We start from the raw sequence: 14,114 nt of genomic DNA on the forward strand, positions 1-14,114 counted from the left end.
GCTCCTAGGATGGCGGCTCGGACTCGGAACGTTCCTTTTCTGCGGCGCCGGCCCTGCCCAGGTAGGCGGCGATCACCGCGTCGTCCGCGATCACCTGGTCAGGCGGCCCGGTGAGCACGACCTGGCCGAAGTCGAGCACCGTGACCTGTTCCGAGATGCCCATCACCAGCCCCATGTCGTGCTCGACCAGCAGGACCGTGATCCGCTGCTCGGTGGCGATCCTGCGGATGGTGTCGCGGACGGCGAGCTTCTCGTGCGTGTGCATGCCGGCCGCGGGCTCGTCGAGCAGCAGCAGCCTCGGCTCGGTGGCCAGGGCGCGGGCGAGGTCGACCCGCTTGGCCTCGCCGTAGGGCAGCTCGGCGGCGGGCAGCGGCAGCAGGTGGTCCACGCCGAGGAACTCGGCGACCTGGCGGACCTTGGCCCTGGCCTCCCGCTCGGAGCGGCGCACGTGCGGCAGCCGCAGCCCGGCGCCGAACACCCCGCCCCTGCCCAGCCGGTGCCGCCCGAGCAGCAGGTTCTCCTCGACGGTCAGCCCGGCGAACATGGACGCGTTCTGGAACGCCCGGCCGACGCCGAGGCCCGTGACCCGGTGCGGCGCGAGCCCGATGAGCTCGGCGCCGTCCACGCGGACGCTGCCGCCGGCCGGCTTGTAGATCCCGGACAGCACGTTGAACAGGGACGACTTGCCCGCGCCGTTGGGGCCGATCACCGCGTGGATGGTGCCGGGCTCGGCGGTGAAGGTGACGCTGTCGAGCGCCGTCACCCCGGCGAACCGGACGGTGACGTCGCTGACTTCCAGCCGGGCCCCGGGGGCCGTGGTGCCGTGTGCCGTCATGGCGTCCCTCCCCGCGCGTCGCCGGGCAGCGTGGCGGCGCTCTCCTCGTCGGGCTCGCCGCCGAGATAGAGGCGGCGTACGCGGTCGTCGCCGCGCAGGCGCTCGGCCGGGCCCTCGATCGCCACCTCGCCCACGGCCAGCACGTACGCGTGGCCGGCCAGCTCCAGGGCGACCGCCGCGTTCTGCTCGACGACGAGCATGGCGGTGCCCTGCCGGTGGATCTCGCGCAGCAGGTCCACGATCCGGTCGATGATCTTCGGGGCGAGGCCCAGTGACGGCTCGTCGAGCAGCAGCAGCCGGGGCTCGGCCATGAGCGCCCGGCCGATGGCCAGCATCTGCTGCTCGCCGCCCGACAGCAGGCCGGCGGTCTGCTTCCGGCGCTCGCCGAGCACCGGGAACAGCTCGTAGACCCGCTCCAGGTCGCCGGGGCGCTTGCCCTTCGCGTTGCCGTAGCGGCCCGCGCGCAGGTTCTCCTCGACGGTCAGGTGGGCGAAGACGCGGCGGCCCTCGGGCACCTGCACGATGCCGGACTTGACCCGGCGCTCGGCGCCCAGGCCGTCGATGCGGGCGCCGGCGAACCTGATCTCGCCGCCGGTCATCCGCCCGGCCTGGCCGGTCAGCACGCCGGAGATCGCGCGCAGCAGCGTGGACTTGCCCGCGCCGTTGCTGCCGAGGACGGCCACGATGCCGCCCTGCGGGACGTCGACGCTGACGTCCCGCAGGGCGGTCACCGCGTCCCCGTAGCGCACCCCGAGGTTGCGCACGGAGAGCAGCGGGTCGCTTTCCCGTTCGGTCATCGGGCCTGGAACTTCGCGGTGTCGGGGCCGGTGTAGCCGGCCTGGACCAGCTCGAGGCCGCCTTCCGCGTCCTTGGACGGCTTCATGATGAAGGTCTGGGTGGACGGGGAGACGCCCTTCTTGGAGAAGTCCAGCGGCACGGTGGTCTGCTGGGTGTCGTAGGCGCCCTTCTGCCGGAACGCGGTGGCCAGGCCCTCACGGCTCAGGTCCTTGTTGTCGCACGCCTGGGTGATGGCCTGGTCCATCACGCTGGCCGCCGCGTACCCGAGGGTCACCCACAGGCTGGGCGTGATCGACTTGTCGCCGGACTCCGCGTACAGCTTCCTGACCTGCTCGGGGCCGGGGCCCTCGCCGGCGAACGGCGCGGCGGAGCTGACGACGAGCATGTTCTTCTCCATGGCCGATCCCGCGCCGGTGGTCAGAGACTCGGGGGAGAAGCCGGGGGAGGCGGCGACGATCGGCACGTCCAGGCCCTCCACGTCGGCCACGGCCACCGCGGAGGAGACCTGCCGGCCGGACGCGCTCAGGAACAGCGCCTTGACGCCCGCCGCGGCCATCTGCTTGACCTGGCCGGACAGGTCGCTGACGGTCGGGTCGATCTGCTGGCCGACCACGGTCATGCCGTTGGCCTCGGCGGCGAAGGTGGCCCCCGCCAGGCCGGGCTCGCCGTAGTCGCCCTTGAGGTAGATGTAGCCGATCTTGTCGCCTTCGGCCAGCTTCTTCTGCTCGATCAGGTAGTCGACGGCGTTGACCATCTCGATGTCGTAGGTGGTGCCGGGGATGATGATCGACGAGCTGTCCTTGACGCTGGGCGACCAGCCCATCGACACGGCGAGCACCCCGTCCTGCTCCAGCTTGGGCAGCACGGCGAGCGTGGTGGGCGAGCCGACCGTGATCTGCAGGGCGAGGACCTGCTGGGACAGGTCGGAGTAGAGGGACACCGCCTTCTGCGGGTCGTAGCCGTGGTCGCGGGTCATCAGGTTGACCTTGCGGCCGTCGCAGACGCCGCCCGCGGCGTTCTTGGCGTCCCAGTAGAGCTTGACGCCGAGGTTCTGCTGCTTGTCGATGGCGGCGAACGGCCCGGTGATGTCGGTGAGCAGGCCCAGGTTGATCGCGGAGCCGTCCACGCCGGGCCCCACGGGCATGCCCCCGGAGCTGCCGGCGCTGGTCTCCGCCTTGGTGGAACAGGCGGACATGGTGGTGATCGCGAGGGTCGCCGCGCCGAGCGCGGCGGCCATGCGGAGCTTGCGGGATGGCATGCGTCCCCTTTCGTGCCGATACGGGTTCGCGTTCGTCGGGAAACGCGTGGCCGCGGGCAGTAGAGATCACTCGGTGGTCGGTGGGGAGAGAGCGGCATGCAACCGATATTCGGTTATACCGTTCGACTATCGTGCTGTGGCCCGATCTGGCGTGTCAAGAGGGTGGCCAAACGGCAACAGGAATGATGTGGGGCGGCGAAACGGCCGCTTCACCGCCCCGGGGGAGAGCAGGTCAGGCGCCGGCCGCCTGGATCTCGCGGACGGCACGCAGGGCGTCGGCGGGCTCCATGCGGGTGCGGTAGTTCATCGTCACGTGCCTGGCCCGCACGATCCCGGCGGAGTCCAGCACGAACGTCGCGGGCACCGGCAGGCTCCAGCGGCCGTCGGGCTGCTGGCGGGCCAGCGCGGCCGCCGTGACGTCCAGCAGGTGCGGCTTGATCTTGTCGGGCAGCTCGAACCGCACCCGGTAGGCGGTCATCACCTCCTGCTCGGCGTCGGAGAGCACGTCGTAGGCCAGCTCGTGCTTCTCCTGCATCGACAGCGCGTCGTCGGGCAACTGCGCGCTGATCGCCACCAGCCGGGCCCCCGCCTCGCGGAACTCGGGCAGGGCCGCCTGGTACGCGGCCAGTTCGAGGTTGCAGTACGGGCACCAGGAGCCCCGGTAGAAGATCAGCACGACCGGCCCCTCGGCGAGCCGCTCGGACAGCCGTACCGTGGCGCCGGTCGCACCGGGCAGGGCGAAGTCGGGCGCCTTCTCCCCGATCTCCAGCCCTGGCACGAGACCGGCGGCCTCGATCTCGGCGAACGCGTCGTTGATGGCCTGCTTGGCCTCCTCGGGCCGCTGCACCGACGCCGCCTTGGCCGCCAGGATCTCGTTGAGCGATTGCACCGGACACCCACCTCCATAACCGTTATTCGGTTGTTGTGTTCGCAATTTGCGCGTTAGGCGCATCCTGGGAAGCGGAACGTGTCGCTGTCAAGACGTGGGGGGTGCTGTTAGGGTGAGTGATACCGATATATGGTGAGCGCAACCGTTAATCGAACATGCGTGAGGTGGTAAGGACATGGCTGAGCGGGAGTTGCTCACCGTCCCCATCGGGACGGCGGCCGGCGCCTCGGAGGTCTACTCCGGCGTGGCCCGGATGGCCGGAGTGCTGTGGTGCTCCCGGGTGCGCGCCCGCCCCGGACAGCGCGCCGACACCGCCGTGGTGGTGGTCCACCCCTCCTCCAACTTCCTCGGGCACTACGCCCTCGACGCCTGGGCCGAACGCGGCGTCGACGCCGTGGCCATGACCACCCGCTACCTGGGTAACGACTCGGTCCTCCTGCTGGAGAACTGCGTGCTCGACATCGCCTCCGTCGTCGGCCACCTGCGCGCCGAGGGATACGAGAAGGTCGTGCTCGTCGGCAACTCGGGCGGCGGCGGCCTCGTCGCCCTCTACCAGGAGCAGGCCCGCAACCCCACCATCACCTCCTCGCCGTACGGCGGCGGCCCCGACCTCACCGGGGCCCACCTGCCGCCGGCCGACGCGCTGGTCATGCTCATGGCCCACCCCGGCCGGGCCAACCTGCTCGTCGAATGGCTCGACCCCGCCGTGCGCGACGAGGACGACCCCTTCGATCGCGACCCCGAGCTCGACATGTTCGCCGCCCGCAACGGCCCCCCGTACGGGGAGGAATGGCTGGCCCGCTACCGCGCCGCCCAGCGGGAGCGCAACGAGCGGATCACCGACGCGGTGATCGCCCGGCTCGCCGAGCTCGACGAGCGCAGCGGCGGCCGCGTCACCGACCTGCCCATCAGGATCCACGCCACCTGCGCCGACCCGCGCAACGTCGACCTGTCGATCGACCCGTCCGACCGCGCCCCCGGCACCCTGTGGGGCGAGCCGTACGAGGCCAACCTGCGGCCCACCACGCTCGGCCACCTGACGAGCCTGCGCTCGTGGCTGTCGCAGTGGTCGATCCGCACCTCCCACGGCGACGGCCCCGCCCGGCTGGCCGGCGTCGACGTCCCGGTGCACGTCATCTACGGCACCGCCGACCAGGCGTGCTTCCCCTCCCACGCCCGCCAGCTCTACGAGGCGGTGCCGCACGACACCAAGGCGCTCACCGCCGTCCAGGGCGGCCGTCACTACCTCAACGGCCAGCCCGAGCTCACCGCCGTCATGGCCGACGCCCTCATCGGCTGGATGGGAAAGGTCCTGTGAACCGTCCGACGATCGCCGACCTGAGCACGGCCTGGATCCGCATCCCGCTCGGCGCGGGACGCGGCGGCTCCGGCGCCACCCAGGTCGACCTGCTGCACGTCACCCTCACCGACGACGAGGGCGCCACCGGCACCGGCTTCACCTACGCGCTCACCGGCGGCGCCGAAGCCCTGTACGCGCTGCTCACCGGCCTGGTCAAGGAGAAGGCCGAAGGCACCCCGCTCGACTCCTGGCCGCGCCGCTGGCACGAGATCGCCGCCGCCACCCGCCGGCTCGGCAAGGGCATCGCGCTGCCCGCGCTGTCGGCCCCCGACATCGCCGTGTGGGACCTGCGCGCCCGCCGCGCCGGCCTGCCGCTCTACCGGTTCATCGGCGCGCACACCGACACCGTCCCGGTCTACGGCAGCGGCCGATCCACCCACGCCATGTCGGTGGACGAGCTCGTCGAGGGCTCCCGCCAGTACGTCGCCGAAGGCTACGACGCGGTCAAGCTGCGCGTCGGCGCCCGCCGCGCCGAGGAGGACGTGGCCCGCGTACGAGCCGTCCGCGAGGCGCTCGGCGACGGCCTGCGCATCATGGTCGACTGCAACGAACGGCTCGACCTGCCCACCGCCGTGTGGCTCGGCCGCCGCCTCGACGACCTCGGCGTCTACTGGATGGAGGAGCCGCTGCCCGCCGACGACCTCGCCGGGCACGCCCACCTCGCCGCCCGCCAGGGCGTCCCCCTCGCCGTCGGCGAGCACCTGCACGGCCGCCACGACTTCGCCGGCTACCTGCGCGAGAACGCCGCCTCCGTGCTGCAGCCCGACGTGCCGCTGTGCGGCGGCGTCACCGAATGGCTGCGCATCAGCGCCGTCGCCGAGGTCCACGGCGCCGTGCTCACCCCCCACTTCCTGCCGGAGCTGCACGTCAACCTGGCGGCGGCCGTCCCCAACTGCACCTACGTCGAGCACTTCCCGCTGATCGACGAGGTGCTGGCCGAGACGCTGCCGATCAGCGGCGGCGTGGCCACCCCGCCCGACCGCCCCGGTCACGGAATGCTGTGGGACACCGCCGCGCTCGACCGCCTCCGGCACGCCTGACGAACGACCCGAACAGGAGCACATCGTGTCCAAGCCCTTCGCCTCCACCGCAGACACCGAAGAGAAGCCCGAGATCCTCGAAGTCCTCGCCGACGGCGTGTACGCCCTCACCACCGGAGGCGACCCCAACGTGGGCGCCATCGAGGGCGAGGACTTCCTGGTCTGCTTCGAGGCCCGCGCCACCCCCGTCATGGCCGAGCGCTGGCTCGCCCAGCTCCGGCAGCACACCGACAAGCCGGTCCGCTACCTGGTCCTGTCGCACTACCACGCCGTCCGCGTCCTCGGCGCCGCCGCCTTCGACGCGCAGGAGATCATCACGCACACCGAGACCCGGCGGCTCATCGTCGAGCGCGGCAAGGAGGACTGGGCCGTCGAGTTCGGCCGGATGCCCCGCCTGTTCGCCGGCCACGAGACCATCCCCGGCCTCACCTGGCCCACGCTCACCTTCGACGACCACCTGTCGATCGAGCTGGGTGGCGACCGCGGCACCGTCGAGCTGGCCTGGGCGGGCAACGGCCACACCTCCGGCGACATCTACGCGTACGTGCCCAAGTCCAAGGTCCTGTTCGCCGGCGACCTGGTGGAGAACGGCTCGGCCGTCTACACCGGCGACGCCTACCACCGGGACTGGATGACCAGCACGCTCGACCGGGTCAAGGCGCTCGACGTGGAGATCCTCGTCGGCGGGCGCGGCGAGATCGCCCGCGACCGCGCCGCCTCCCAGCGCGCGATCGAGCTCACCCGCGACTTCCTCAGCACGCTGATGACCGCCGTGGACACCGTCAAGCGCGGCGGCGGCACGGTCGAGCAGGCGTACGTGGCGGCCCGCGAGGCGCTGCTGCCCGTCTACGGCGGCATGCCGGTGTTCGAGCACGCCATGGTCTTCGACACCTGGCGCGCCTGGGAAGAGCTCGACGGCCGGGGACCCGGCATCTGGACCCCCGAGCGCGACCGCGAGGTCTGGGACCGCCTCACCGGCTGACCGGATCGGCCCGCCGCCCGACCAGGTGATGCCTCCAGCCCGCGCCCCTCTCCCGCCAGGCTGGAGGCATCACCGCCGCCCGCCTCAGGTGAGGATCTCCACGTGCCCGTCGGTGCCGTTGACGCGGATGCGCTGCCCGTCGCGGATCAGCCGGGTGGCCCGCTCCACGCCCACGACGGCCGGCAGCCCGTACTCGCGGGCGATCACCGCGCCGTGCGTCATGATGCCGCCCACCTCCGTCACCAGCCCCGCCACGGTGACGAACAGCGGGGTCCAGCTCGGGTCGGTGTAGGCGGTGACCAGGATGTCGCCCGCTTCGAGGTCGGCCCGCGCCATGTCGGTGACGACCCGGGCCCGGCCCTCCACGGTCCCGGCCGAGACCGCGAGGCCGGGCAGCGCGCCGGGCGGGGCGTCCGCGCGCCGGTACCGGCCGTTGAGCGCCTCGCCGTCGGAGGTGAGCACCCGGGGCGGCGTCAGCGTCTCGTACGTGCGGAACGCCTCCCGCCTGTCGCGGATCAGCCCGGCGTCCGCCTCGCCGGTGCGCACGACCTCCCGCAGCTCCTCGAACCGGAGGAAGAAGACGTCGTCCCGCGCGCCCAGCGTGCCCGCCCTGACCAGCCGGTCGGCCTCCCGCAGCAGCGCCTGCTTGTAGACGAAGTAGCGGCTGATCATGCCGTACTTGGGGTATTCGCGGTAGCCGGCGAAGGTGCGGACCCGGTCGATCATCCGCTTGGTCTCCTCGGCCTTCTCCTGCCCGCCCGGCAGGGCGCGCAGCCGCGTCAGCACCTCCCGCTCCTTGCGCCGCGCCTCCTGGAGGCCCTGCTCGAAGTGCCGCTTCCCGGCGCCGGGCGCGAAGTTCCTGACGTTGCCGAGAAGGGCGGGCAGGAGCATGGCGGGCTGCTCGCTCCAGCGGGTCCTGGTCACGTCGATCTCGCCCGCGCAGCGCATGCCGTACGTGCCGAGGAAGCCCAGGAGGGCGTCACGCGCCTCCCGCCCGCCGGGCAGCGCGGCCAGCTCGTCCAGGAAGCCGTCGCCCTCCCGGCCCTGGTCCGCGACCCGCTGCAGGAACGCCACGACCTCCGGGTGCGGCCTGACGACGTCGGCGACGTCGAGGAGCGCCAGCCCCATCTCCGCCGTGACGTTGTGGGGCACCGACTGGGTGAGCGTGTCGGCCGCGTTCTTCTCGCCCAGCCATTCCTCCAGGTGCTCGTTGAGCCAGTAGGAGGCGTCCATCCCTGCCATGATCACCTCGTAGCCGCGCGGCTCGAACAGCAGGCGCTTCAGCTCCGCGAGGTCGGCCGTGACGAAGTCGAGCAGCTCCGTCCCGGACAGCCCCTCGATGGCGCGCCGCAGCTCGGCGACCGACTCCTCATTGAGCCGGATCAGCTCGGCGACGACGGCCGGGTCGGTCTCGACCGGCGGGGTGTCGCCGGGCGGCCTGAGCGCGGCCGGCAGGGACTCCAGGTCGCCGTCGGGCAGCGGGTCGATGAAGTCGCCGCGGTCGAGGACGGTCTTCAGCGCGTCGAGCATGAGCGGGTCGGACTTGCCGAGGGTGCCCAGGAGGCCCGCGCGGCCCGTGGGCGTCGCCAGCAGCGGGGCCGCGTCGACGAACAGCCGCCCGCCCGCCTCCTGCATGGGGCGCGGGGTCGTCAGCTGCCACAGGGACAGGCCCAGCGGCTTCATCGCGTCGGTCATCATCTGTTGGTGGCCGACGGAGACGTAGACGTGGTTCTCCTCGTCGCCGGTGACCGGGACGGGGAACAGGGTGGTGATCGGCCGGCTCTGCACGATGTGGAAGTCGTCGCCGGCCAGGCACCACTCGATGTCCTGCGGCCGGCCGAAGTGCGCCTCGACGCGCCGGCCCAGCCGCACCAGGCGCACGACCTGCGCGTCCGTCAGCGCCGGGCGCGAGCGCAGCTCCGGCTCCACGGGCGCGTCCCGCGTGCCGCCTCCCGGCGTGGCGAGCACGTACCGGGGCTTGTCGGCGACCGTCGCGGAGACCACCCGGTCGTCGCGCACCGTGTAGACGTCACCGGAGACCAGCCCGGCCACGAGCGCCTCGCCGAGTCCCCATCCGGCCTCCACGGTGGCGACCTTCCGGTTCGAGGTCACCGGGTCGGCGGTGAACAGCATCCCGGACGCCTCCGGGAACACCATCCGCTGCACCACCACCGCCATCCGCACCTGCCGGTGGTCGAACCCGTTGCGGCACCGGTAGGTCACCGCCCGCTCGGTGAACAGCGACGCCCAGCACCTGCGGATGTGCCGGAGGACCTCCGCCCGGCCCACGACGTTCAGGTAGGAGTCCTGCTGGCCGGCGAAGGACGCGGTCGGCAGGTCCTCGGCCGTCGCGCTGGACCGCACCGCGTAGGCGCCGTGCTCGCCGAGCCGGGCGAGCTGCCCGCCGACCGCCGCGACCAGCTCGCCGGGCGGCTCGACGCTCTCCACGACGCCGCGGATCTCGGCGCTCAGCGTGCGGATCGCCTCGTGATCCTCCGGCCCCACCCGCGACAGCCGGTCGAGCAGCGCGTCGATCGACGGCGCCACCGCGTGCCCGAAGGCGTCCGTCGTGACGCAGAACCCGTCCGGCACGCGGACGCCCTCGACGCGCGAGAGCTCGCCCAGGTGCGCCCCCTTGCCGCCCACTGTCGCGATCTTCGTCGAGTCGATGTGCTGGAAGCCGATCACGTAACGCAATTCCGTCGCTCCGTCGTTCGTCGGGCCGGTTCGCAACGGGCAGTATGGAGCACTTTCCGGCGCCTCATGAGGGACGCCGATCTGCTATAACCTGAAAGTGGCGAGCCGGTGGTAGGCCCGTCTCGCGTAGACCAGAGGCTCCTCGGCGCCGAGCTGATGGACCGCCTCCACCCTTCCCAGAAACAGCGTGTGGTCACCGGCCGGCACGGTCGTCGTGATCGCGCAGTCCATCGCGGCCAGCGCGCCCGGCAGGATCGCGTTGCCCGAGCAGGGGGACGGCGACCAGTCCACGTCCGCGAACTCGCTCTCGCCGACCGGGCGCTCCCCGGCGAAGTGGGCGGCGAGCGCGCTCTGCCCGGTGGCGAGCAGGTTCGCGGTGAAGCTCCGGTTGCGCATGATGAGGCCGTGCGTACGGCTGCTGCGGCTCAGCGACACCAGGATCGTCGGCGGCTCCAGCGACACGGACAGCAGGCTGTTGATCGTGACGCCGTGCGGCCCGGTGGCGGATCGCGTGGTGACGACGGCGACCCCGGTGGGCCACTGCCGCATGACGGCCCGCATCGGCTCGGTCACCACGCGGAGGCCTGGGGCGCGGCGGTCTCCAGCGCCGGGAAGTGGGGCACCACCTCCTCGCCGAGCTGGGCGAGGACCTCGCCGGCGGGCCGGCTGCCGTGCTGGACGCCGAGCGCGCAGTGGTTGATGCCGACGTCCTGCCAGCGGCCGAGCAGCTCCAGCAGGCCCTGGGTCCCGGTGCGCAGGACGAAGCCGCCGCGCAGCGGGGTGGGCGGGTGCAGCGGGTCCTCCATCAGGTCGATCCACTCGTTGGTGGCCACGGGCTTGAACGCGGCCCCGGGGATCCGGCCGCGCCAGGTCGCCGCCTTCTTGCCCAGCGCGATCGGGCCCTCGGCGGTCGTGGTGGAGCCGGGGTAGACGAGCCAGCCGTCGGCGTGCTCGGCGATCCAGTCGGGGGCCTGCTGGGAGGAGCCCGTGACCAACAGCGGGATGTGCCCGTGCACCGGCTTGGGCAGCAGGTCGACGCCGGAGGCGGAGGGCTTCAGGAGGTCGCGGAAGGCGTGCACCGCCTCCCGGAAGCGCCGGCCCCGGCTCTCGAAGTCGACGCCGTAGGCCGGGAACTCGCTGGGCCGGTCACCGGAGGCGATGCCGAGCACCAGCCGGCCGCCGGAGAGGTGGTCGATCGAGGCCGCCTGCTTGGCCAGGTCGATGGGGTGGCGCAGGCTGAAGATCACGCTGCCGGAGGCCAGTGTGATCGTCGAGGTGTGCGCGGCCAGCCAGGTCAGCGCCGACCAGGGGTCGTACACCTGGCCGACGTCGCCGAAGCTCGCGTCCGCCAGCGGGATGTCCCTGACCCACGCGGCGGCGAACCCGGCCCGCTCGGCCTCCTGGACGAGCGCGCTCTGCCCGCGCAGCGCCGCCATGTCGCCGGTGTAGGGCCACAGCGGCAGGAACAGCCCGACCGTCAGCCTGCCGTTGGCGAACATGCGGTCGAACCCGACGTGGCCTGTGCGGTCACTCATGACAACCCCTTCTGGTTGGAACGTTCGATCCAGAGCATAGCCTGACTGGATCGAACGTTCCAACCAGGTAGGCTGAAGTCATGGACTCCCAGGACACGCGCGCCCGGATCGTACGGGCCGCCGCCGAGCTGCTGCAGCGGCAGGGCTACGAGGGCGCCTCCGTCAAGCCCATCGCCCTGGCCGCCGGCGCCTCGGTCAGCTCCGTGTACCACTTCTTCCCCGGCGGCAAGCAGGAGCTCGCGGTCGAGGCCGTGCGCCACGGCGCCGCCGAGTACGCCGACCTGCTCCGCGAGGGCCTGGCCTCCAGCCCCGACCCGGCCGAGGGCGTCGCCGCCTGCGCCCGGCTGATGGTGTCCGCGCTGAAGACCTCCGCCTGGGTCGACGGCTGCCCGGTCGCCGTCACGGCGCTGGAGACCGTGGGCCGCGTGCCCGGCATCCAGCAGGCGGCCGACGAAGCCCTCGCGCACTGGCAGCGGCTCGTCAGCACCGCGATCCAGAAGGCGGGCGTCCCCGCCGACACGGCCGACGAGCTGGCCAGCACCGTCATCAGCACGCTGGAGGGCGCCGAGCTGCTCAGCCGCGTCCGCCAGGACGACCTGCCGCTGCGCCGCGCCGCCACCCACCTGTCACAGCTCGTCCGCCTGGCGGTGAACCAGGCCTGATCAGCGCAGGCCGGGCCAGTCGTCCCTGCCTGACCGGCTGACCTGACAGGCGGCCTCGGCGTACACACGGGCGTCCTTCGAGGCCGCGCGCAGCCACTCGGCCAGCGTGACCGGCAGGGACGCGCGGGGCTCGGCCAGACAGCGGTCACCGGCCGGCGCCAGGTAACGGGGGTCGCCGCTCACCAGGACCGCCAGCCCCTCGTCGAACCACTGCGGCACCTCCACCCCGCCGAGCCGGGCGTGCAGCTCCACGTGGGCCAGCTCGTGCGAGGCGATCACCGGGTCGACGCCGCGCGGCGACAGCATCACCGACCGGTTGAGCACGGCGATGCCGCGCTCGCGACCGCCGCCGATCCTGCGGTAGCAGTCGTCGGACAGGCACACGAGGATGTCCGGGGCGCTCTCCCGGCCGCCGAAGAAGTCGCGTACCCGCTGGTCGGCCTGTGCGACGACCTCGGCCACGTGCCTGCGCCGGTCCGGCGGCAGGCCGGGCTCGGCGTACACGCCGGGCTGCAGGCGCTCCAGGCCGTAGCAGCCGGGGCACGTGGTGGCCGCGACGGACGGGAAGGCGATCGCCGTCACCGCCACGGCGGCGGCCAGCAGGAGCGCGATGACGCCGCCCGCGATCCGGAGCCTCCTGGTCACGGACACGTGGCGCCCCGGGGCGGCAGCCGGCGCTCGGTGACGTACCTGCTGACGTGCTCGACGACGCACGGGTTCGCCATCGCGCCGAACAGGTTGTGGCCGGGGCCGTCGTGCCTGATCGTGCGGCTGCCGGGGATCCGGCTGACGACCCGGCGGGTGGAGTCGTAGTCCTGCCAGGTGCCCGCGCCCAGCATGGGCGGCAGCGTGCGGGGCATCGGGGCGGGCGGGTTCGTCACCGGGGCCGGCCAGCCGGCGCAGGTGAGCGGCAGGTGCCAGGCGAGGGCGAAGGAGGCGCCGGCGCTGGGGGCGAGGGCGCGCAGCCGCCTGGTCGTCCGCGCGAGGTCGCGCTGGTCCGCCGGGCGGGGCAGGTCCAGGCACTCCTTGTAGCCGCCGCCGGGGGCGCCGGGGTAGGGCTGACGGGGAGACAGCGCGAAGCCCGACGCGTCGCCCTTCTCGGCGGCCGTGATCGCCGCCACGACGTCGCCCCAGCTCGCCGGGCCGGGCCGGAGCTTGAGGAACGCCAGCGCCCGGAGCTGCGTGCCGTCGTAGCGGGCGTCGACCCGAGGGGCGGGGATCGGCTCCCGGTCGGCCTTCGCGGTCAGGGCCCGCCAGCGCTTCTCCGTCCCGGCGGGGGCCCAGGCGAAGAAGCGGCCCAGGAACCGCTCGGTCTCACGGGCCTCGGCGTCGAGCTCCCGCTGCCAGTCGCGGACGCTGTGGTTGCGGGTGCCGTCGACGTACAGCGTGCGCACGCGGTCGGGGAACAGGCGGGCGTAGGACTGGGCGATCGTCCCGCCGTAGGAGAGCCCCAGGAAGTTCATCCTGTCGTCGCCGAGCGCCCGGCGGACGGCGTCGGCGTCGCGGGCGTCGTCGGCGGCCGACATGTGGTCGAAGAGCTCGGGATCGGTGTCACGGCACGCCTCGCCCCGGCTCCTGTTGGCCGCGGCCACCCGGTCGAAGCCGGCCTGGTCGGCGGGGAACGCCGGGGTGCGCACGAACCCCCAGTCGCACTTCAGCACCGCGCCGCTGAGCCCGGGATAGCCGCGCGGGTCCCACGTCACCACGTCCATCGACCGCCGGATCTTGTCGAAGATGCGGGTACGCGAGCCGAGCGAGGCGATCTGGAAGCCCTGCGGGCCGCCGAAGTTGACCAGCACGGACCCCTCCCTGGCGCCGGTGGCGGGCAGCCGGGCGACCTTCAGGACGAGCTTACGGCCGCTGCCGGGGGACAGGGCGACGGGCAGGTCCGCGCACTGGAGCTCGGGCGCGTCCGCGACGGGACAGGCGCTCCACGACAGCCCCGGCTGCGGCGCCGGAGCGCTGACCGGGGCGGTGAGGATGGCCACCCCGAGAAGTGTCTTGAACATGCGACGAAACGCTAGAAGTCACCCTCGACCCGGGTCTGCCCTCGAAGGT

Annotated in this window: 13 protein-coding genes; 4 read left to right on the top strand and 9 right to left on the bottom strand. The window is 72.8% G+C overall.

Annotated elements, in window-relative coordinates; genetic code table 11:
* Positions 1-4 precede the first annotated feature (4 nt).
* The 4 genes from AB0G11_RS02710 to AB0G11_RS02725 form a co-directional block, all read right to left on the bottom strand.
* Positions 5-835 (bottom strand): ABC transporter ATP-binding protein, encoded by an 831-nt coding sequence (locus AB0G11_RS02710; protein ID WP_357583510.1) that lies wholly within the window; start codon positions 833-835, stop codon positions 5-7.
* Positions 832-1,632, bottom strand: a complete 801-nt coding sequence (locus AB0G11_RS02715; RefSeq protein ID WP_219515226.1) for an ABC transporter ATP-binding protein — start codon at positions 1,630-1,632, stop codon at positions 832-834. Before AB0G11_RS02715 ends, AB0G11_RS02710 begins: the two co-directional genes overlap by 4 nt.
* The gene (locus tag AB0G11_RS02720; protein WP_219515224.1) at positions 1,629-2,891 is read right to left on the bottom strand and encodes an ABC transporter substrate-binding protein; all 1,263 of its coding nucleotides are present in this window, start codon (positions 2,889-2,891) and stop codon (positions 1,629-1,631) included. The genes AB0G11_RS02715 and AB0G11_RS02720 overlap by 4 nt, the downstream gene beginning before the upstream one ends.
* A 232-nt stretch (positions 2,892-3,123) precedes the next feature.
* Positions 3,124-3,780: a peroxiredoxin-like family protein gene (locus AB0G11_RS02725; protein ID WP_219515221.1), complete on the bottom strand. Its 657-nt coding sequence runs from the start codon at positions 3,778-3,780 to the stop codon at positions 3,124-3,126.
* Between the two features lie 175 nt (positions 3,781-3,955).
* On the opposite strand from AB0G11_RS02725, the gene AB0G11_RS02730 reads away from it, so the two are divergent.
* From AB0G11_RS02730 to AB0G11_RS02740, 3 genes are read left to right on the top strand one after another with little or no spacing between them, the layout of a single operon-like run.
* Positions 3,956-5,098, top strand: a complete 1,143-nt coding sequence (locus AB0G11_RS02730; protein WP_357583511.1) for an alpha/beta hydrolase — start codon at positions 3,956-3,958, stop codon at positions 5,096-5,098.
* On the top strand, positions 5,095-6,180 hold the full coding sequence (locus AB0G11_RS02735) for a mandelate racemase/muconate lactonizing enzyme family protein (RefSeq protein WP_357583513.1): 1,086 nt from the start codon (positions 5,095-5,097) through the stop codon (positions 6,178-6,180). The genes AB0G11_RS02730 and AB0G11_RS02735 overlap by 4 nt, the downstream gene beginning before the upstream one ends.
* 22 nt (positions 6,181-6,202) lie before the next feature.
* Positions 6,203-7,162 carry an MBL fold metallo-hydrolase gene (locus AB0G11_RS02740; protein WP_219515273.1) on the top strand — a complete coding sequence of 320 codons (960 nt, stop codon included), beginning with the start codon at positions 6,203-6,205 and terminating at the stop codon, positions 7,160-7,162.
* Between the two features lie 84 nt (positions 7,163-7,246).
* Here AB0G11_RS02740 and rph read toward each other — a convergent pair whose 3' ends face one another.
* The 3 genes from rph to AB0G11_RS02755 all read right to left on the bottom strand — a co-directional run bounded on the left by rph (position 7,247) and on the right by AB0G11_RS02755 (position 11,394).
* On the bottom strand, positions 7,247-9,850 hold the full coding sequence (gene rph, locus AB0G11_RS02745; protein WP_308126133.1) for a rifamycin-inactivating phosphotransferase: 2,604 nt from the start codon (positions 9,848-9,850) through the stop codon (positions 7,247-7,249).
* 93 nt (positions 9,851-9,943) lie between these two features.
* Entirely contained in the window at positions 9,944-10,432 is a 489-nt protein-coding gene (locus AB0G11_RS02750; protein ID WP_219515200.1) for a flavin reductase family protein, read from the bottom strand.
* Positions 10,429-11,394, bottom strand: coding sequence for an LLM class oxidoreductase (locus AB0G11_RS02755; protein WP_357583515.1), 966 nt, complete (start codon positions 11,392-11,394; stop codon positions 10,429-10,431). Before AB0G11_RS02755 ends, AB0G11_RS02750 begins: the two co-directional genes overlap by 4 nt.
* Before the next feature lie 80 nt (positions 11,395-11,474).
* Here AB0G11_RS02755 and AB0G11_RS02760 point away from each other — a divergent pair, with 80 nt between their 5' ends.
* Complete coding sequence (locus AB0G11_RS02760; RefSeq protein ID WP_219515183.1) at positions 11,475-12,056, top strand: TetR/AcrR family transcriptional regulator; 582 nt, start codon at positions 11,475-11,477, stop codon at positions 12,054-12,056.
* Here the strand turns inward: AB0G11_RS02760 and AB0G11_RS02765 are convergent, their stop codons facing one another.
* Positions 12,057-12,701 carry a hypothetical protein gene (locus AB0G11_RS02765; RefSeq protein WP_357583517.1) on the bottom strand — a complete coding sequence of 215 codons (645 nt, stop codon included), beginning with the start codon at positions 12,699-12,701 and terminating at the stop codon, positions 12,057-12,059.
* Positions 12,698-14,065, bottom strand: coding sequence for an alpha/beta hydrolase (locus AB0G11_RS02770; protein ID WP_357583519.1), 1,368 nt, complete (start codon positions 14,063-14,065; stop codon positions 12,698-12,700). The genes AB0G11_RS02765 and AB0G11_RS02770 overlap by 4 nt, the downstream gene beginning before the upstream one ends.
* Positions 14,066-14,114 lie beyond the last annotated feature (49 nt).

This window comes from Nonomuraea sp. NPDC023979 (genome assembly GCF_040639085.1).
In the GTDB taxonomy this organism is placed as follows: domain Bacteria; phylum Actinomycetota; class Actinomycetes; order Streptosporangiales; family Streptosporangiaceae; genus Nonomuraea; species Nonomuraea ceibae.

Coding starts and splice junctions, on each gene's coding strand:
- AB0G11_RS02710 (WP_357583510.1), bottom strand. CDS start 835: ATGACGGCACACGGCACCACGGCCCCCGGGGCCCGGCTGGAAGTCAGC.
- AB0G11_RS02755 (WP_357583515.1), bottom strand. CDS start 11,394: ATGAGTGACCGCACAGGCCACGTCGGGTTCGACCGCATGTTCGCCAAC.
- AB0G11_RS02715 (WP_219515226.1), bottom strand. CDS start 1,632: ATGACCGAACGGGAAAGCGACCCGCTGCTCTCCGTGCGCAACCTCGGG.
- AB0G11_RS02760 (WP_219515183.1), top strand. CDS start 11,475: ATGGACTCCCAGGACACGCGCGCCCGGATCGTACGGGCCGCCGCCGAG.
- AB0G11_RS02770 (WP_357583519.1), bottom strand. CDS start 14,065: ATGTTCAAGACACTTCTCGGGGTGGCCATCCTCACCGCCCCGGTCAGC.
- AB0G11_RS02720 (WP_219515224.1), bottom strand. CDS start 2,891: ATGCCATCCCGCAAGCTCCGCATGGCCGCCGCGCTCGGCGCGGCGACC.
- AB0G11_RS02730 (WP_357583511.1), top strand. CDS start 3,956: ATGGCTGAGCGGGAGTTGCTCACCGTCCCCATCGGGACGGCGGCCGGC.